Below are 18,813 nucleotides of genomic sequence, written 5' to 3'. Positions count from 1 at the left end.
TTAGCGGTTTCCTTGAATCACTGGCCCCACGAATCACGCAAGGTCACGGTACGGTTGAACACCGGAGCGCCCGGTTTCGAGTCCTTGATATCCGCGCAGAAGTAACCTTCGCGCTCGAACTGGAAACGGTCTTCCGGCTGTGCATTGGCCAACGAAGGCTCGGCACGACAACCAGTGAGAACTTGCAGTGATTGAGGGTTGATGTTGTCGAGGAAACTGGCGCTGTCCTCAGCCTTTTCAGGGTTCGGAGAGCGGAACAGGCGATCGTACAGACGCACTTCGCACTCAATGCTGGCCGCTGCTGGCACCCAGTGCACAACGCCTTTGACCTTGCGGCCTTCAGGGTTTTTGCCGAGGGTTTCCGGGTCGTAGGAGCAACGCAGCTCGACGATGTTGCCGTCGGCGTCCTTGATCGCTTCGTCCGCACGAATCACGTAGCTGCCGCGCAGACGCACTTCGCCGTTCGGCTCCAGGCGCTTGTAGCCTTTTGGCGGCTCTTCCATGAAGTCATCGTGGTCGATGTAGATTTCACGGGCGAACGGCAACTGGCGCACGCCGAGTTCTTCTTTCTGCGGATGACGCGGCAGTTCGAGGTTCTCGACCTGGTCTTCCGGGTAGTTGGTGATCACGACTTTCAGCGGACGCAGCACGCACATGGCGCGCGGAGCATTCTGGTCCAGATCCTGACGGATGCTGAATTCGAGCATGCCGAAATCGACAACGCCGTCAGAACGGTTGGTGCCGACCATGTCGCAGAAATTGCGGATCGACGCAGGCGTGTAGCCGCGACGGCGGAAACCCGACAACGTCGACATGCGCGGGTCATCCCAGCCGAACACGTGTTTCTCGTCGACCAGTTGCTTGAGCTTGCGCTTGCTGGTGATCGTGTAGTTCAGGTTGAGGCGGCTGAATTCGTACTGACGCGGGTGCGCGGGCACTGGCAACGCGTCGAGGAACCATTCGTACAGCGGACGATGGCTTTCGAATTCCAGGGTGCAGATCGAATGCGTGATGCCTTCGATCGCGTCCGACTGGCCGTGGGTAAAGTCGTAGTTCGGGTAGATGCACCACTTGTCGCCGGTCTGGTGGTGATGGGCGTGACGGATGCGGTACATGATCGGGTCGCGCAGGTTCATGTTCGGCGAGGCCATGTCGATCTTGGCCCGCAGCACGCGTGCGCCGTCCTGGAATTCGCCGGCCTTCATGCGGGCGAACCAGTCGAGGTTTTCTTCGACGGAGCGGTCGCGGAACGGGCTGTTCTTGCCCGGTTCGGTCAGCGTGCCGCGGTATTCCTTGGCTTGCTCCGGGCTCAGGTCATCAACGTAAGCCTTGCCGGCCTTGATCAGCTCGACGGCCCAGTCGTGCAATTGGTCGAAATACTGCGAGGCGTAGCGCACTTCACCGGACCATTCGAAGCCCAGCCATTTGATGTCGCTTTCGATCGCGTCGATGTATTCCTGGTCTTCCTTGGCCGGGTTGGTGTCGTCGAAACGCAGGTGCGTGACGCCGCCAAATTCCTGGGCCAGGCCGAAGTTCACGCAAATCGACTTGGCGTGACCGATGTGCAGGTAGCCGTTGGGCTCAGGCGGGAAACGGGTGACGATCTGCGTGTGCTTACCCGAGTCCAGGTCCGCCTGGATGATCGGCCGCAGGAAGTTGACCGGCACGGCAGGGCCGGTCTTGGCATTCGAGGTAGGGTCGACAGTGGGCTTGCTCATTAGGATCCTTGAACATACAAGTGCGCGGCCGGAACGAAAGGCCTGACAAAACAAAGCCGCTATCATAGCCGATGCTGTCAAGCCGCTGACAGAGCAGGCCTTAAATCAGCTGCGTTTAATCCACCTGTTTTGAAAAACTGCCTCGAAATTAACGCCTGTCGCGCTAAACTGCGCACCTTGGCCGAAATTGGCCAAACCGGTTGCCGGCGTAACGCGCGGCAAACCACGAATTCCTTTCAAACGCTTCTTTTATAAAGAGTCCCGATCATGACCCAAGTCAAACTGACCACCAACCATGGCGACATCGTCCTGAAACTGAACGCTGAAAAGGCTCCGCTGACCGTTGCCAACTTCATCGAATACGTCAAAGCCGGGCACTACGAAAACACCGTTTTCCACCGCGTCATCAGTAACTTCATGATCCAGGGCGGCGGTTTCGAGCCAGGCATGAAAGAAAAGAAAGACAAGCGCCCAAGCATCCAGAACGAAGCCGACAACGGTCTGCCGAACGAGAAGTACAGCGTCGCCATGGCCCGTACCATGGAGCCGCATTCGGCCTCCGCGCAGTTCTTCATCAACGTGGCTGACAACAGCTTCCTGAACCACAGCGCCAAGACCACTCAGGGTTGGGGCTACGCCGTTTTCGCCAAAGTGGTTGCCGGCGAAGAAGTGGTCGACAAGATCAAAGGTGTTTCCACCACCATGAAATCCGGCCACCAGGATGTGCCAGCAGATGACGTGATCATCGAGAAAGCCGAGATCATCGAAGCGTGATACTGCTGATTTCAGATTTACATCTGGAAGAGGAGCGCCCGGACATAACCCGGGCGTTTCTGGATTTGCTCGCCGGACGCGCCCGCTCGGCGAGTGCGTTGTACATTCTCGGCGACTTTTTCGAGGCATGGATTGGCGACGACGCCATGACGCCTTTCCAGCGCTCCATCTGCCAGGCCCTGCGCGATCTCAGCGACAGCGGCACGGCAATTTTTCTGATGCACGGTAATCGCGACTTCATGCTTGGCCAGGCCTTCTGCAAACAGGCCGGCTGCACGTTGTTGAAAGACCCGAGCGTCGTGCAACTCGCAGGCGAGCCGGTGCTATTGATGCACGGCGACAGCCTGTGCACCCGCGATGTCGGCTATATGAAGCTGCGTCGTTATCTGCGCAACCCGATCACCCTGTTTATCCTGCGGCACCTGCCCCTCAGCACCCGGCACAAACTGGCGCGCAAACTGCGCAGCGAAAGCCGTGCGCAGACGCGGATGAAGGCCAACGACATCGTCGATGTCACGCCCGAGGAAGTGCCACGGATCATGCAGGAATTCGGCGTGAAAACGCTGATCCACGGCCACACCCACCGCCCGGCGATCCATAAATTGCAGATCGGCGAGGAAGCGGCCCGGCGCATTGTGCTGGGGGATTGGGATCGCCAGGGCTGGGCGCTGGAGGTGGATGAGAACGGATTTGCCCTGGCACCGTTCGATTTTGGGACACCGCCGCGGCCTGCATTGCTTAGCGGCTAAGAGCCACCCCTCACCCCAGCCCTCTCCCCAGTGGGGAGTGGGGGAATGGGAGCCGATCTTCATTGTTTTCCAGGCCTGAGTTCGGCTCGGGCTTTCAGGTCGGGACACCGCCGCGGCTTGCATTGCCTAACGGCTAAGAGCCACCCCTCACCCCAGCCCTCTCCCCAGTGGGGAGAGGGGGGAAGGGAGTCGATCTTCATTGTTTTCCGGACGGGAGTTCGGCTCGGGCTTTCAGGTCGATGCAGCTCAAAAGAACGCCTCGGTCAGTCCCCTCGCCCCTCTGGGGAGAGGGTTAGGGAGAGGGGTCGATCTCAAGCCCTGCACTCAATGCCCAGACGCCGCTGGCCCTGCTTTTGCGGCAAACGGTGGTTTCGCCAGCCATACAATCAGGATCAAACCGACAAAACCCCAGCCCAGCAGCGTGAAGTAATCCACGGTGGAGAGCATGTACGCCTGGCTCGTCAGCACCTGATCGAGTTGCGCATAGGCCGGCGTACTCGCCCCGCCCAGCGCATGCAAGGCATCGCGCGTCGCCGGTTCATAGGTGGTGATGCTTTCGCTCAGATACGCGTGATGCTGATCGGCCCGGCGAATCCAGATCCACGTCGTCAGCGACGCCGCGAAACTGCCGCCCAAGGTCCGCAGGAACGTCGCCAGGCCCGCGCCATCGGCGATCTGGCTCGGCGGCAAGTCCGACATCAAGATGCTCAGCGTCGGCATAAAGAACAGCGCCACGCCAATCCCCATGAACAACTGCACCAACGCGATGTGCTGGAAGTCCACTTCATTGGTGAACCCGGCGCGCATGAAGCAGCTCAGGCCGATACACAGGAACGCGCCACCGGCGAGCAAACGCAGATCAAACTTGTGCGCGTATTTGCCGACGAAGGGCGACATCAACACCGGCAGAATCCCGATCGGCGCCACCGCCAGACCGGCCCAAGTCGCGGTGTAGCCCATCTGCGTCTGCAGCCATTGCGGCAGAATCAGGTTGATACCAAAGAACCCGGCGTAACCCAGCACCAACACGATGGTGCCGATGCGGAAGTTGCGATACGCGAACAAGCGCAAATTAACCACCGGATGCGCATCGGTCATCTCCCAGATCACAAACACCGCCAGCGCCACCACGGAAATCGCCGCGCCGATGATGATGAAATTCGACTCGAACCAATCGAGGTCATTGCCCTTGTCGAGGATCACCTGCAACGCCCCGACGCCAATGATCAGCGTGATCAGACCGACGTAATCCATCGGCTGGTGACTGGTAACCACCGGGCGCTCCTTGAGCTGCTGGCGCACCACCATCACCGCGAAAATCCCGATCGGCACGTTGATAAAGAAAATCCACGGCCAACTGTAGCTGTCGGTAATCCAGCCACCGAGGATCGGCCCGGCAATCGGCGCGACCACCGTGACCATCGCCAGCAGCGCCAGGGCCATCCCCCGTTTGGCGGGAGGATACACCGCGATCAGCAGCGTCTGGGTCATCGGGTACAACGGCCCCGCCACCAGACCTTGCAACACCCGGAAACCGATCAATTCCGGCATCGAGGTCGAGATGCCGCAGAGAAACGAAGCCAGCACGAACAGAATCGTTGCCCAGAGAAACAGCTTCACTTCGCCGAAACGCCGGCTCAGCCACCCGGTCAGCGGCAGCGCGATCGCGTTACTGACGGCGAACGAAGTGATCACCCAGGTGCCCTGCTCCGAACTCACGCCAAGGTTGCCGGAAATCGTCGGCAACGCGACGTTGGCGATGGTCGTGTCGAGCACTTGCATGAAAGTCGCCAGCGACAGCCCGATGGTACTGAGCAGCAGGCTGGGCGGGGTGAAAGACGCGTTATTGCTCATCGCGAATCCTTTGAAACCAGATGGGCGCTGGGCCCCTTAAAGACGCAGCTGACCTTGTAGGAGTGAGCCTGCTCGCGATAACGGATTTACATTCAACATCTTTGTTGATGGGACCGCCGCTATCGCGAGCAGGCTCGCTCCTACAGGGGAGTATCAGCGCTTGGCGGTCTTGCTGGCCGCCGCACTGTTGTCGTGGATCAACTGCGTGATCATCGCGTCCGCCTCGGCCAATTGACGGTCGTAGACGTTAGTGCTGAACGAAGCCTTTTGCGGCGGCTGTTGCGCCAGCACCGGGCCGCTCTGGTCGTGCAGGTTGACCTCAACCTGAGTCGACAGGCCCACGCGCAACGGGTGTTTGGCCAGTTCTTCGGCGTTGATGTGAATCCGCACCGGCACCCGCTGGACGATTTTGATCCAGTTACCGGTGGCGTTCTGCGCCGGCAACAGGGCAAACGCGCTGCCGGTCCCCGCGCCGAGGCTGTCGATGGTGCCGCTGTACTTCACGTCGCTGCCGTACAGGTCAGCCTCGATGTCCACCGGTTGGCCGATGCGCATGTCACGCAGTTGGGTTTCCTTGAAGTTGGCGTCGATCCACAACTGATCCAGCGGGATCACCGCCATCAGCGCCGTGCCCGGCTGAACCCGCTGACCGAGTTGCACCGAACGCTTGGCGACATAACCGGTAACCGGCGCAATCAAGGTGCTGCGGGAATTGTTCAGGTAGGCCTGACGCAGTTGCGCGGCGGCCGACATCACGTCCGGGTGCGACGAAACCACCGTGTCATCGACCAGCGCGCTGGTGGTTTTCAGTTGTTGCTGGGCGTTGGCCAAGGCGTTTTGCGCCGAGGTCAGGTCGTCGCGAGCGTGGGACAGTTCTTCCTGGGAAATCGCCCCGCCGGCGGCGAGATTCTTCCGGCGGCTGAAGTTGTCCTGAGCCTTTTGCACGTTCGCCTGTTGCGCGTTGACCTGAGCTTTCATACCGTCAACGTTGCTGTACAAGCCGCGCACTTGGCGCACGGTGCGGGCCAGATTGGCCTGGGCACTTTGCAAACTGACCTGCGCGTCGTTCGGGTCGAAATTGACCAGCACCTGGCCTTCGTGGACCAGATCGCCATCGTCGGCGCCGATGCTGACCACGGTGCCGGTGACCAACGGGGTGATTTCCACCACGTTGCCGTTTACATAGGCGTCGTCGGTGCTTTCATTCCAGCGACCGTACAGTTCGTGATAAGCCCAGACGCCGAGGCCGGCGAGGATTACCAGAACCGCCAGCACGGTCAGCATGATCTTGCGTTTGCGCGGGTTGCTGGTGTCTTGCGCGTTGTCGGGAGCTTTGGTTGTTTCGGCAGTGGCCATGACAAATACCTTGAATTAGTTGTTCAGCTTGGCTGGAGCTGGGTTGGCCGAGGCGAGGGTTTCAGTCTGGAAACCACCGCCCAGCGCCTGCATCAATTGGATCGACAGGTCGATCTGCTCGGCATTCAGGCTGGCCAACTGACGCTGGGCCTGGAGCAATTGCTGTTCGATGCTGAGCACGTCGAGGTAATTGCCGATGCCGGATCCGTAGCGCTCGACCACTGTGTTGTAAGAATCCTGAGCAATCTCGGTGGCGTGTTGCTGGGCGCCGATCTGCCGGCCGATATCGCGCAACTGGTTGATCGTGTCGCTGACATCACCGAGGGCCTTGACCAGGTTTTTGTTGTACTGCGCGACCGCGAGGTCATAGTCGGCATCGCGCGCATCGAGGTTGGCGCGCAGGCGCCCACCGTCGAAAATCGGCACCGAAAGCGTCGGGGCAATGTTGAAAAAGCGACTCGCCGAACCGAACATCGCGTCGCCCAACAGCGACTCGGCGCCCGCAGCGGCGCTGAGGTTGAGGTTGGGGTAGAACTGGGTTTTGCTCGCGTCGATGTCTTTGCTCGCCGCTTCGACCCGCCAGCGCGCCGCGACCAGATCCGGGCGACGACCGAGCAATTCGGCCGGCAGTACCGACGGCAACGCCACGGCGCTGGCCTGGAGGATCTTCGGCCGGGCGATTTCGTTGCCGCGGTCCGGGCCTTTGCCGAGCAGCACGGCCAAGGCGATTTTGGCGCTGTTCAAGCGTTTTTCGGCGTCGATCAGGCTGGCCTGGGAACTGGCTTCGAGGCTTTCGGTTTGCTGGAACTGGTACTGACTGTCGATCCCCGAACTCAAGCGCCGCTGGCTCAGATCCAGCATCTGCCGGGTGCGTTTGAGGTCTTCGGCGGCGAGGTCATAAACGATGTGCGCCTGCCCCAGATCGCTATAGGCGCGGGCAACGTCGGCGGCCAACGTCAATTGCGCCGCCTGCCGATCGACTTCGGCGGCGCGCGCCTCGCCCAATGCGGCTTCCCAGGCGTCACGCTGACCGCCCCAGAGGTCGAAGTTGTAATTGAAACCGGCGCTAACGTTACGCACGGTGGCGTAAGCATCGCCCTGCCCTCGCGGGTCCTGGTCCTTGGCCAGACGGGAACGGCTGATGCCGGCGCTGGCGTCGAGCGTCGGCATGCGCGCGGCATCGGCGGCATACGCTGCGGCACTGGCCTGATGGGCACGGGCGGCGGCGATTTGCATGTCGGGGCTGTCGTGCAAGGCTTCGCGGATCAAGCCGTCGAGCTGCGGGTCGCCGAGGCTTTTCCACCAGTCGCTTTTCGGCCAGGCCGCTGGCGACAGGGTCACGCCGGTCAGCGATTGCCCGGCCTTGAGGGTTTTTGCGTCGAGGCTTTGGCCTTCGGTGTCGAGGCCGCTGTAGTTGGCGCAACCGGCCAGGACCATCGCCGACAGCACCAGGCTCAGCCCGGTACGCAGGGTTTTACTGCTCATTTGTCACCTACCCGCAGCAGCGTGATGGGATCACCCGCCGCTACCAAAATTTTCTTCAGGATCTGTTCCAGGGTGCTCAACTCTTGCGGGGTGATGGCCCCGGCCAACTCATTCATAGCGTCGGCGCCGATGTCCGGCAGGCGGTCGGCCAACTGCTGGCCTTGCGCGGTGAGCACCAGTTGCACCTGACGGCGATCAGCTTCGGAGCGTTGGCGGGCGAGGAAGTTTTTCTGCTCCAGACGATCAAGCATGCGCGTCATCGAACCACTGTCGAGCGACAGGTGCCGGCACAGCTCGGCCGGCGTATCGACGCCGAACTGGGCCATGATGATCAGCACTTTGAACTGCGCGGCAGTGATGCCGTGCGGTTCCATGTGCGTATCAATGATCCGGTCCTTGAGCAGCGCCGCGCGCCCGAGCAAGAGGCCGAGATGGCAATGCTTGAATTGTTCCGGGGTGAAATGCTTCATCTGTCCACCGATTAGCTGCCTAGGCAGAGAATGTATGTCGAGATGTTACTGCCTAGGCAGCGAATGTCAACGTAATAGTTAGGAAGCTTTGTAATTGGCGGATAAATGGCAATGTGACTGATCGTTCCCACGCTCTGCGCGGGATTCAGCCAGTGACGCTCTGCGTCACGATTCGAGAGCGGAACGCGGAGCGTCCCAAGAGGCATTCCCACGCAGCGCGTGGGAATGATCGGGCAGGAGCTGTAACGGACGGGCTTTAGAAATCCCGCTTGTAGAAGATGTCCAGTGAGCTGGCGACGCCGCTGGCGACTTCAACGTAGACTTTTTTGCTCAGTTTGTAGCGCAGGGCAATGGTGCTCGCCGGCTCAAACACGCCGACGCCGTAACGCAAACTGAGTTTCTCGGAGATGTTACCGCTGGCGACCACGCTGGTGCTGTCGCCGCTGCCCTGGGTATCGAGCTGGAAATCCTGAATCCCCAAGTCCTTGGCCAAACCGCTGGTGACCCCGGCGCTGCCCATCAAACCCAAGCCCAGCGCCGCTTGCGCGAGCATGTTGTTGTCTTCGCCGTTGGTGCTTAACGGACGCCCGAGCACCAGATAAGACAAAGCCTGCTCTTGGCTCATCGCCGGTTCGGAGAAGATCTGCGTGGTTGGCTGCTCGGCGCTGCCACTCAAGCGAATACCGGCAATCACGTCATCCGTCTGGCGAATCGCTTCGATGTCCAGATACGGTTGGTCCAACGGCCCGGCAAACAGCAACCGCGCCCGGCGCACCGTCAGGCGCTGGCCATACGCGCGGTACCGACCGTCGTTGAGCCAGAGTTCGCCGCGCGTGTCCATGTTGTCGCCGATGTGCACATGACCTTGCAGATTCGCGGTCAGACCGAACCCGGCGAAGCTGAGTTTGTCATCGCCGACCACCACGTCGATGTCCATTTTCATCGCCACCGGTGGCTTGCCTTCTTCCGTTTGCGCGCCAACGATCACCGTGTCATCCGAGACCTTGACCGTCGAGGGCGGCAATTCGCGCACGGTGATTTCACCGCGCGGCACCTGCACTTTGCCGGCAATCGCCAGCTCATCGCCCTTCATCGAAATCTTCAGGTCTGGCGCCACTTCAAGTTTGGCGTAGGGCTCGACGGTCACCGGCAATTGCGAGCCTTTCAGCGCCAGGTCAACGACCAGCGCCTGACCCCAGGCAATATTGCCGTTCAAACTGCCCTGCCCGTTCTTGCCGCTTTTCCAGCCACCGTTCAATTGCACGGTCTCGCCGGCAATCAATGCCTGGACTTTTAAATCCTGCAACTCCATCGGCAGTTCCGGCCCGGACACTTCGCCGTCGCTGAGCATCAAGTTGCCGTTGACCAGCGGCGCCGTCAGCCCGCCGGACAAAGTGCCGCTGCCATTCAAGCGACCGTTGATCTTCTCGACCATCGGCAAAAACGGCCGCGCCACCGACAGGTCGAGGCCATTGAGGCGGAACGAGCCGGTCAACGGTTTGTTCGCTGGCAGCGGGTTGATCTGCGCTTGCACCATCAACTCACCGAGCTTGCCGCCGACGAAGTTGAGGTCGGTGTCGATGCGCTTGGGCGTGAGTTTGCTAGTGAGTTTCAGCGTCTGGTACGGGAAGTCCAGCCACTGATCCTTGTCTTTCATGCGCAACGTGCCGCCGCTGGCATCGACGCTAATCTGGCCGTTCGGGCCGCTGGCCGGCAAGTCGAGTTGCAGGTCGGCGTTGAGTTTGCCCTTCCAGGCAAAGTCCTTGGGCAACCATTGCGCAAGACTGTCGATCGGGAACTGCTTGAGGTGATAACGCAGCTTCGGCTCCGGCATCAGACGCTGGTCTTCGCCGCAGAGACTGGCCTGACCGGACATCCAGCAATGCGCGCCGAAGTTGATTTTGCCGTCCGCCAGGCGTTCAAGTTTCGCCGGCCCTTGAAGCCGCCAATCCTGACCGCCGGCCTGAATATCGCCGCTGGCCAGGCGTCCGCGCCAGTTGCCCTGATCCAGCGCGCCGTCGAGGCCCAACGCGAGTTTCAGCTGCGGTCCTTGCAGGTCGAGGGCCAGTTGCTGCTTTTTGATGTCGCCCTGACCGCTGGCGGTCAGCGTGCCCAGATTGGTTTCGCCGGCCTGAATGCCGCTGCCCTTGAGAGCAATTTTTGCCCGTTGCGCACTGTCGAGCGTGGCGTCGAGATTGAGGCTTTGCAGGCGATTGTCGGCGAACGCCAGTTGCGAACCTTGCAGGCCGAGCTTGCCCTGCGGCGCTTTGAGCGTGCCGGCGACATCGACCCTGCCATTGAGCTGACCGCGCAATTGCGGCCAGAGCTGGGCGAGGCGCGGCATCTTGATGTCGATCTGTCCGGCAAGTTTTTGCTGCAGGCTGCCCTTGCCGTTGATGCTGTTGTCGCCGAGGCGAATCTGCAGCGCGTTCAAATTCCACTGCTCGCCAGCGCCGTCAGCCTTGGCTTGAATCACCGCCGGTTGCCCGCGCAGTTTGCCTTTCAAATCAAGGTCGGCGCTGAGGCTGAGCTGCTGGTTTTTCATCTCGCCTTTACTGCGCAACGGCCCGGCCAGCGTGCCCGGCAATTCCGCCATCCAGTACGCAGGGTTGAGCGCCGACAAATCCAGCGCCGTGTCCCAGGCAATGCCGTCGGCGAATTGCAGGTTCAGGTGGCCTTGAGCCTTGCCCTGCCCGGCTTCGAGGGACAACTGTTGCAGATAGATTTTTGTCAGGTCGCCGGCGAATGGGCTGCTCAGGCTGAACGCCCCGGCCGGGCCATCCAGCGCGGCTTTGAAGTTGCCGAGGTATTTGCCATCGGTGTAGGAAACTTCGCCATTAAAACTGCGCAGCGCCACTTGCGGTTCGTCGATCAGCGGATAGAGGCGATGCCACGGGAAGTCCAGCCAGTCGATTTTCGCCTGAGCCGTGAGTCCTTTGCTCCAGTCGAGGTTGCCGCTGAGTTTCAGACTTTGTTTGTCGTTGGCCGTGAGGTCGAGGCCGGCGATCTGCGCGCCATTAGCGTCGACCTTGCCTTGCAGCAACAGCGCCACCGGACCTTTTTCGGCGGGCAGCGTGGCTTTACCAAGCAATTGATAACCGTTTTTCAGGTCGCCAACACCGGTCAATTCCAGCTGATTGAGTTGCAGCGTGTCGGGCAGATCAGCGGCGGGTTTGAAGCCGTCAGCGGTGATGCGCACTTTGGCCGGCAGGTTTTCCGCCAGCGGTTGCAACTCGCCGGTCAGTTGCCCGTTGAGGTAACCGCTGCTGTCGGCCTTCAAGTTGAGGGTTTTCAGCAAGTCGCCGTCAACCTTGAGGTCGAGCGTCCACGGCGCGGGCGTGGCCATTGTCAGCTTGCCAGCGGCGGTCAGCGGCCAGTTGCCGCTGGGTTTGAGCAGCCCGGACAGATTCAGGCTGAGGTCGTCGCGCTGCAATTGCACCGAGTCTATCTGCAAACCCTGGGTCGTCCAGTGCGCGGCCAGCTGCAAACCCTTGAGTTGCTCGCTGCCATTGAACAGCAGGCTGCCGACCTTGACGTCGCCGAGTTCAATGGCCAGCGGCAAATCCAGATCCGGCAGGCTGATCGGGCCGCTGCTTTCTTCATCGGTGCCCGGCGGCAATTGCAGACTGACCTGATCGGCTTGCAACTGGTCGATGCACAAGGTCATGCGCGTCAGGCACAACGGCGACCAGGCGAAAATCACTTTGCTCAGCTCGACTCGGCTGGTGTCTTGCTGCCACAGCAGATGATCGGCACTCCACTGCCCGGCCAAGCGACCCTGGAAATTGTCCACGCTCAAACCCGGCACCCAGCCGAGCGCCCAGCGGCTGCCCGTAGCCGTACCAAGCACAATCGCCACGGCCAGCACGCTTAGCAACAGCAGCGAAGCCATCGCCGCCAGGGTTATTTTCAAACCACGCTTCACAGCTCAGGCCCCATGGAAAAGTGCAATCGAATGCCGCCGTCATCGTCCAGCGCATGGGCGAGGTCGAGGCGAATCGGCCCGACCGGTGACACCCAGCGCACGCCGATGCCGACGCCGGTCTTGAGGTTCGGCAGTTCGAGTGTATTAAAGGAGTTGCCCTGATCGACGAATGTCGCGACGCGCCATTTCTCGGCAACCGAATATTGATACTCGACGCTGCCGGCGATCATGTAGCGGCCACCGATATTCTTGCCGTCGGAGTTTTCCGGGGACAGGCTCTGGTAGTCGTAGCCACGCACACTCTGATCGCCACCGGCAAAGAAGCGCAGCGACGGCGGCACGGATTTGTAACCATTGGTGGCGCTGCCGCCGACCTGCACCCGACCAAGCAAACGGTGTTTGTCGAACACCGTGGTCAAGCCTTTGACCAGCGCGGTGCCGTACAACAGATTGTTGTCCGAACCGAGCCCTTCCTTGGCGACTTTGGTTTCGAAGGTCAGGCGATAACCGTTGCGCGGATCGATGCGGTTGTCGCTTTTCAGGTACGAATAACTGACGCCGGGCATCAGCAAGGTGCTCAGGCCCGAGTCATCGCCGAGGGTGTATTCCTCGCGTTGCCACTTCAGCGAAATCACCCGTTGCCAGCCGCTCGGCAGCTTGCTGTGCCACTCGGGGCCGAGGGTCAGCAGCTTGCTCACCGAGTCGGTGTCGGCGAGTTCTTCATATTGATAACCGGCGGCCCAGCGCAGTTTGTCGGTCAGCGGCGGGTCCAGTGGAATGTCGTAAAACACCCCGACGTTCTGCCGTGGCGCCGACAACTCGGCTTCCCAGCCATAACTGTGGCCCTGCGGATTGACCCAGTGGCGCGTCCAGTTGGCTTTGATACGCGGGCCGACGTCGGTCGAATAACCCAGACCGAGGCCCATGGTGCGCGGCTTGCGCGTGTCGAGTTTGACCGCCACCGGAATCACGTCGTCCTTGGACGCGGTAGGCGCCGCATCGACGCGCACGCCTTCGAAATAGCCGCTCGATTGCAGCGCCTGATTGAGTTCGGCGATCAGTTCGGAATCGTAAGGCGCGCCTTCCTTGAACGGCACCATGCGTTGCAGCAGGTCTTCGTCAAACGGCGTGTCGCCTTCAAACGTCACTTTGCCCAAGGCGTAACGCGGACCGCTGTCGTAAATCAGTTCGACGTCGGCCACCCCGGCGCGCGGGTCGACCAGCAGCTTTTGGCTGGTGAAGCGGCCACTGAAGAAACCGAAGCGCGAAGCCTGATTCTGGATCAGCCGTTTGGCGTCTTCGTAATGACCGTGGTTGAGCACCGCACCGGGTTTGAGCAGTTCCGGTGGCGGTTTGCGAAAGGACTTCAGCGCGCCGGCCGCGCCATCGATGCGCACCGTAACGTTGCGCAAATGAATCGGTTCGCCGGGGTCGATGTTCAGGGTCAGGCGCGGGTTCTTGCCGCCCCGCACTTCGCTGTCGATCTGCGGCTGGTAATAACCCAAGGCCTGGGCGGCCTTGCGCGCCTGTTCCTCGGCACCCCGACTGAAGCGCAGCAACGCTTCCTCGTCACGATCGCCGAGGCTGCCGATATAGCCCTCTATATTGGCTTTCAGTTCATCGTTGGACGGTTTGATCCGCACAGCCAATTCACTTTGCGCCAGCGCCGTGCAGCTGGATAACAGCATGAGCACGCCACTGGTAAATCTTCCTGGAAACTTCATAGGCGCGGATGCTATCACGAGCTTGGGAGCGTGATAGAGCCTGCTGTGCCGGTAAAGTTCGACCTCTATGCCGTTGCTGTTTGCAGGACCTGCGGATTGGCGTGAAAAAACACGTGCTCGCGGATTGGTCCTACGGCCACTTCGCCGATTTCCTCATAACCCTGTCGCTTGTAGAACTCGAGATAACGAGGGTTTCCGGTGTCGAGGACTACACCTTGGGAGTGTTCATCGACCGCACACCAGTTGTGCACCGCTTGTAACAGTTGCTCACCAAAATGTTTGCCCTGGAACTGAGGATGAATCCCCAGCAACGGCAACACATGGACCGAATCGGTCGGCACGCACGCGGTCACCGCATCGTGGTATTCGAGGTAACGTCGAGTGCAGCGGAAACCGGTGCTGAGCACCATGCGCAGGCGCCACGCCCAACTTTCGGTGATGCCCAGGCGCCGTTGCGGCGGCGCGATCAGGGCAATCCCGATCAAACGGTCGTTGACCAACAGGCCGATGGCCGGCAAGTCCTGCAGGAAATGTTGCTTGACCAGTTCACGCACGGTGGCGCGGACCCGCTGTTCATAGCCGGGGCGCTCGGCTTCGAACAGATAACCGAAAGTCGGTTCGTGGCGATAAGCCTGGTACAGCAAGGAGCGCGCTTCGCGGGAATAGCCGCTGTCGAGCATGTGAATATCGGCAATGGCAGTCGAGGTTTCAGGCATAACGGTTTTTCTCCCCGGGGCGCCGTTCAAACGACGGCACTCTTCTGGTTACGAGCCTACAGCGCTGGCACAGTTCCGTGCTGATCCGAATCAGCGTCGGTGCCGATGACGCCATCGCGAACAGGCTTGCCCCCACAAGGTATAGCCGATAACCCCGTGGGTGCGAGATTGCTCGCGATGGGGTCAGTTCTGCCCACGCATCTTCCACGGCAACAGGCGAATCCCCCTACCCCGACACTGGCCCCATTCCTACATGTCAGCTAGCATCGCCCTTTTTTCCCCAGGACTGCCGACCATGAAGATCGTCTCCTTCAACATCAACGGGCTGCGTGCTCGCCCGCATCAGCTGGCGGCGCTGATTGAAAAGCATCAACCGGACGTCATCGGCCTGCAGGAAACCAAGGTCCACGACGACCAGTTCCCGTTGGCCGAGGTCCAGGCCCTTGGCTACCACGTGTATTTCCACGGCCAAAAAGGCCATTACGGCGTCGCCCTGCTCTCGCGCAAGGAACCGATTGCCCTGCACAAAGGCTTCGTCACCGATGAAGAAGACGCGCAGCGGCGCTTTATCTGGGGCACGTTCGAAGACGCGAATGGCCTGCCGGTGACGATCATGAACGGCTATTTCCCGCAGGGCGAAAGCCGCGACCACCCGACCAAATTCCCCGCCAAGCAGCGTTTCTACAACGATTTGCAGCACCTGCTGGAAAGCCAGTTCAGCAATGATCAGCCGGTCGTAGTGATGGGCGACGTGAACATTTCCCCGGAAGACTGCGACATCGGCATTGGCGCCGACAACATGAAGCGCTGGCTGAAAACCGGTAAATGCAGCTTCCTGCCCGAAGAGCGCGAGTGGATGGCGCGCCTGAAAAACTGGGGCCTGGTGGACAGCTTTCGGCACTTGAACCCGGACGTGGCCGACCGTTTCAGCTGGTTCGACTACCGCAGCCGTGGTTTTGAAGACGAGCCGAAGCGTGGACTGCGGATCGACGTGATCATGGCCTCGCACGGTTTGTTGCCGCGCGTGAAGGATGCAGGCGTGGATTACGATTTGCGCGCCATGGAAAAACCCTCGGATCATGCGCCGATCTGGCTTGAATTGAGCTGATCTCGCGCGAATCCACGCAAATCCCTTGTGGGAGCAAGCTCGCTCCCACCGGGTTCTTTGTCATCTGGCTGAAATCTGACTGACTTATTCTCCCGGCACTTTCCTTGTCCTTTATAAGGTGCCGGCATGACCCTGCGCGCGTTGTTCCTGCTGCTGCTCTGCGCCGGCCTGCCATTTACGGCGGCCGCCGGTGAATTGCCGATCCCCGAACACGGCCCGGCGCTGCGCATTCAGGGTTCCAACACCATCGGCGCGGCGCTCGGCCCGGCGCTGGTCGAAGGCTTGCTGCGCGAACAAGGCTTGCTCAACGTCCATCGCGAAACCTCGGACACAACCAACGAACAACGGGTGATCGGGCAAACGTCGGACGGTCGGCCCGTGATTGTCGAAGTCGCGGCACATGGCTCGAGCACTGGTTTCACTTCTTTGAAAAACGCCTCGGCCGACCTCGCGGCTTCATCGCGTCCGATCAAGGACAGCGAATTGGCGCAGCTCAAATCCCTCGGCGACCTGAAAAGCTCCGGTGCCGAGCAAGTGATTGCCATTGATGGATTGGCGATCATCCTGCACCCGCAAAACCCGCTGAATCAGCTCAACATCGAACAACTGGCGCGGATCTTCAGTGGCGAGGCCGAGACGTGGGAAGACGTCGGTGGTGTCGGTGGGAAAATTCATCTGTACGCGCGGGATGATCAGTCGGGCACCTACGACACCTTCAAAGAAATTGTCCTCAATGGCCGTGGGAAAACGCTGAGCAGTGCCGCGAAACGTTTCGAGTCCAGCGAGCAATTGTCTGATTCAGTCAGCCTCGATCGGCAAGGCATCGGTTTTATCGGCCTGCCCTATGTGCGTCAGGCCAAAGCCGTGGCGATTGCCGATGGTCAGTCCCAAGCCATGTTGCCGCTGAGCAGTTTGATCGCGACCGAGGACTATCCGCTGTCGCGGCGGTTGTTCTTTTATCTGCCGCCGAATGGCAAAAATCCCTGGGCCGAGGCGTTGGTGGCGTTTGCGCAAGGCAGCCAGGGCCAGGTGCTTGTCGCGGCCAACGGTTTTATTGCGCAAACCGTGCAGGCGATGGCGGTGACGCCGAACGCGCTGATGCCTGAGGGTTATCAGGCGTTAAGTCGGCATGCGCAGCGGTTGACCGTGAATTTTCGCTTTGAGGAAGGCAGTGCGACGCTGGATAACAAGGCGCGGCAAGACCTGTCGCGGGTGCTCGACTATAAAGCAGCACGGCAAACGTGACCGCGAGGTAACGCTGGTGGGATTTGGCGACGCCAAGAGCGATCCGGCGCGCGCTGATCTGCTGTCGAAGTTGCGGGCAATGGCGGTACGTCGGGAGTTGGCGAAAAGCGGCGTGGTGTTTCGCGAGATTCGCGGTTTTGGCGCCGAGATGCCGGTGGCGGCGAACAGCGCGGATGAGGGCCGGATCAAAAATCGGCGGGTTGAGGTTTGGGTGTATTGATTCTGGAGGTTACTGCGTCAAGGCTGCCGACGTCATCGCGAGCAAGCTCGCTCCCACAAGGGAATGCATTCCCAATGTAGGAACAAGTTCGCTCCCACAAGGGAATGCATTCCAAATGTGGGAGCGAGCTTGCTCGCGATGGCTGCCAACGCGGTTTTACTGCCCGCTGCGCATCATTTCTTTCGGCACGTATTTGCCGATTTCGAATTTGCCGATCGCCGCGCGGTGCACTTCGTCCGGGCCGTCGGCCAGGCGCAGGGTGCGCTGCATGGCGTACATGTAGGCCAGCGGGAAATCATTGGAAACCCCGGCGCCGCCATGAATCTGAATCGCCCGGTCGATCACGCGCAAGGCAACATTCGGCGCGACCACTTTGATCTGCGCGATCTCGCTTTTGGCGATCTTGTTACCTACCGTGTCCATCATGTACGCGGCTTTCAACGTCAGCAGCCGCGCCATGTCGATTTCCATCCGCGAGTCGGCGATCTTGTCGATGTTACCGCCCAGCCGTGCCAACGGTTTACCGAATGCAGTACGGCTCACCGCGCGTTTGCACATCAACTCCAGCGCGCGTTCGGCCATGCCGATTGAACGCATGCAGTGGTGAATCCGCCCTGGGCCGAGGCGACCCTGAGCAATTTCGAAGCCACGTCCTTCGCCCAACAGGACGTTTTCGTACGGCACCCGGACATTTTCGAACAGCACTTCGGCGTGACCGTGCGGCGCGTCGTCGTAACCGAACACCGGCAATGGCCGGACGATTTTCACCCCCGGCGTGTCCACCGGCACCAGAATCATCGAGTGCTGGGCGTGACGCGGCGCGTCGGGATCGCTCAGGCCCATGAAAATAAGGATCTTGCAGCGCGGATCGCACGCGCCGGAGGTCCACCATTTTTTCCCGTTGATGACCCATTCATCGCCATCACGCACAGCGCGGGCGGCCATGTTGGTGGCGTCCGAAGACGCCACGTCAGGCTCGGTCATGGCGAACGCCGAGCGGATTTCGCCGCGCAGCAAGGGATCGAGGTAACGCTGTTTTTGTTCTTCGTTGGCGTAACGCACCAGCACTTCCATGTTGCCGGTGTCTGGCGCCGAGCAGTTGAACGGCTCCGGGCCGAGCAGCGAGCGGCCCATGATTTCAGCGAGCGGCGCGTATTCGAGGTTGGTCAGCCCGGCGCCGAGTTCGGACTCAGGCAGAAACAAATTCCACAAGCCTTCGGACTTGGCCTTCAGTTTCAGCTCTTCCATGATTGCCGTCGGCTGCCAGCGATCACCCTCGGCGACTTGGCGCTCGAACACGGCTTCAGCGGGATAAACGTAGGTGTCCATGAACGCGGTCACGCGCTCACGCAGTTCTTGCACCTTGGGCGAATAAGCGAAATCCATGGGCAGCTACCTTCTCTTTCAGGGAGGTTGTTTGGGGCATGCAATCGATGCTAGAACAGCGTTGATAATTTACCTAGCCTATT

General features: G+C 60.4%; 12 protein-coding genes and 1 pseudogene. 4 read left to right on the top strand and 9 right to left on the bottom strand.

What is annotated here, in order from left to right; all coding sequences use genetic code 11:
- Positions 1-17 precede the first annotated feature (17 nt).
- Entirely contained in the window at positions 18-1,718 is a 1,701-nt protein-coding gene (locus FBY12_RS01415) for a glutamine--tRNA ligase/YqeY domain fusion protein (RefSeq protein ID WP_145250397.1), read from the bottom strand.
- Between the two features lie 267 nt (positions 1,719-1,985).
- On the opposite strand from FBY12_RS01415, the gene FBY12_RS01410 reads away from it, so the two are divergent.
- Together FBY12_RS01410 and lpxH are read left to right on the top strand one after the other, a co-directional pair.
- Positions 1,986-2,492: a peptidylprolyl isomerase gene (locus FBY12_RS01410; protein ID WP_145250394.1), complete on the top strand. Its 507-nt coding sequence runs from the start codon at positions 1,986-1,988 to the stop codon at positions 2,490-2,492.
- A complete protein-coding gene (gene lpxH / locus FBY12_RS01405; protein WP_145250390.1) occupies positions 2,489-3,241 on the top strand; it encodes a UDP-2,3-diacylglucosamine diphosphatase in 753 nt (250 codons plus the stop codon). Before FBY12_RS01410 ends, lpxH begins: the two co-directional genes overlap by 4 nt.
- Positions 3,242-3,565: 324 nt before the next feature.
- Here lpxH and FBY12_RS01400 read toward each other — a convergent pair whose 3' ends face one another.
- The 7 genes from FBY12_RS01400 to FBY12_RS01370 all read right to left on the bottom strand — a co-directional run bounded on the left by FBY12_RS01400 (position 3,566) and on the right by FBY12_RS01370 (position 14,771).
- On the bottom strand, positions 3,566-5,095 hold the full coding sequence (locus FBY12_RS01400; RefSeq protein WP_145250387.1) for a DHA2 family efflux MFS transporter permease subunit: 1,530 nt from the start codon (positions 5,093-5,095) through the stop codon (positions 3,566-3,568).
- Positions 5,096-5,248: 153 nt separating this feature from the next.
- Positions 5,249-6,451: an HlyD family efflux transporter periplasmic adaptor subunit gene (locus tag FBY12_RS01395; protein ID WP_092270148.1), complete on the bottom strand. Its 1,203-nt coding sequence runs from the start codon at positions 6,449-6,451 to the stop codon at positions 5,249-5,251.
- Positions 6,452-6,466: 15 nt separating this feature from the next.
- Positions 6,467-7,936: an efflux transporter outer membrane subunit gene (locus FBY12_RS01390; protein ID WP_121733684.1), complete on the bottom strand. Its 1,470-nt coding sequence runs from the start codon at positions 7,934-7,936 to the stop codon at positions 6,467-6,469.
- Positions 7,933-8,406, bottom strand: coding sequence for a MarR family winged helix-turn-helix transcriptional regulator (locus FBY12_RS01385; RefSeq protein ID WP_109501864.1), 474 nt, complete (start codon positions 8,404-8,406; stop codon positions 7,933-7,935). The genes FBY12_RS01390 and FBY12_RS01385 overlap by 4 nt, the downstream gene beginning before the upstream one ends.
- 256 nt (positions 8,407-8,662) lie before the next feature.
- A complete protein-coding gene (locus FBY12_RS01380; RefSeq protein ID WP_145250384.1) occupies positions 8,663-12,331 on the bottom strand; it encodes a translocation/assembly module TamB domain-containing protein in 3,669 nt (1,222 codons plus the stop codon).
- The gene (locus FBY12_RS01375) at positions 12,328-14,055 is read right to left on the bottom strand and encodes an autotransporter assembly complex family protein (protein ID WP_145250381.1); all 1,728 of its coding nucleotides are present in this window, start codon (positions 14,053-14,055) and stop codon (positions 12,328-12,330) included. Before FBY12_RS01375 ends, FBY12_RS01380 begins: the two co-directional genes overlap by 4 nt.
- A gap of 65 nt (positions 14,056-14,120) precedes the next feature.
- Positions 14,121-14,771, bottom strand: coding sequence for an N-acetyltransferase (locus FBY12_RS01370; RefSeq protein ID WP_092270163.1), 651 nt, complete (start codon positions 14,769-14,771; stop codon positions 14,121-14,123).
- A gap of 295 nt (positions 14,772-15,066) precedes the next feature.
- Between FBY12_RS01370 and xthA the strand changes: the two genes are divergently transcribed.
- Both xthA and FBY12_RS01360 read left to right on the top strand, forming a co-directional pair.
- Positions 15,067-15,879 (top strand): exodeoxyribonuclease III, encoded by an 813-nt coding sequence (xthA, locus tag FBY12_RS01365; RefSeq protein WP_092270166.1) that lies wholly within the window; start codon positions 15,067-15,069, stop codon positions 15,877-15,879.
- 126 nt (positions 15,880-16,005) lie between these two features.
- Positions 16,006-17,344, top strand: a pseudogene (locus tag FBY12_RS01360) (substrate-binding domain-containing protein).
- A gap of 156 nt (positions 17,345-17,500) precedes the next feature.
- On the opposite strand, the gene FBY12_RS01355 reads toward FBY12_RS01360, so the two are convergent.
- Positions 17,501-18,730 carry an acyl-CoA dehydrogenase gene (locus FBY12_RS01355; RefSeq protein WP_145250378.1) on the bottom strand — a complete coding sequence of 410 codons (1,230 nt, stop codon included), beginning with the start codon at positions 18,728-18,730 and terminating at the stop codon, positions 17,501-17,503.
- Positions 18,731-18,813: the final 83 nt, after the last annotated feature.

This window comes from Pseudomonas sp. SJZ131, from assembly GCF_007828705.1.
Lineage (GTDB): Bacteria > Pseudomonadota > Gammaproteobacteria > Pseudomonadales > Pseudomonadaceae > Aquipseudomonas > Aquipseudomonas prosekii.
This window is presented reverse-complemented; position numbering and strand designations above follow the sequence as displayed.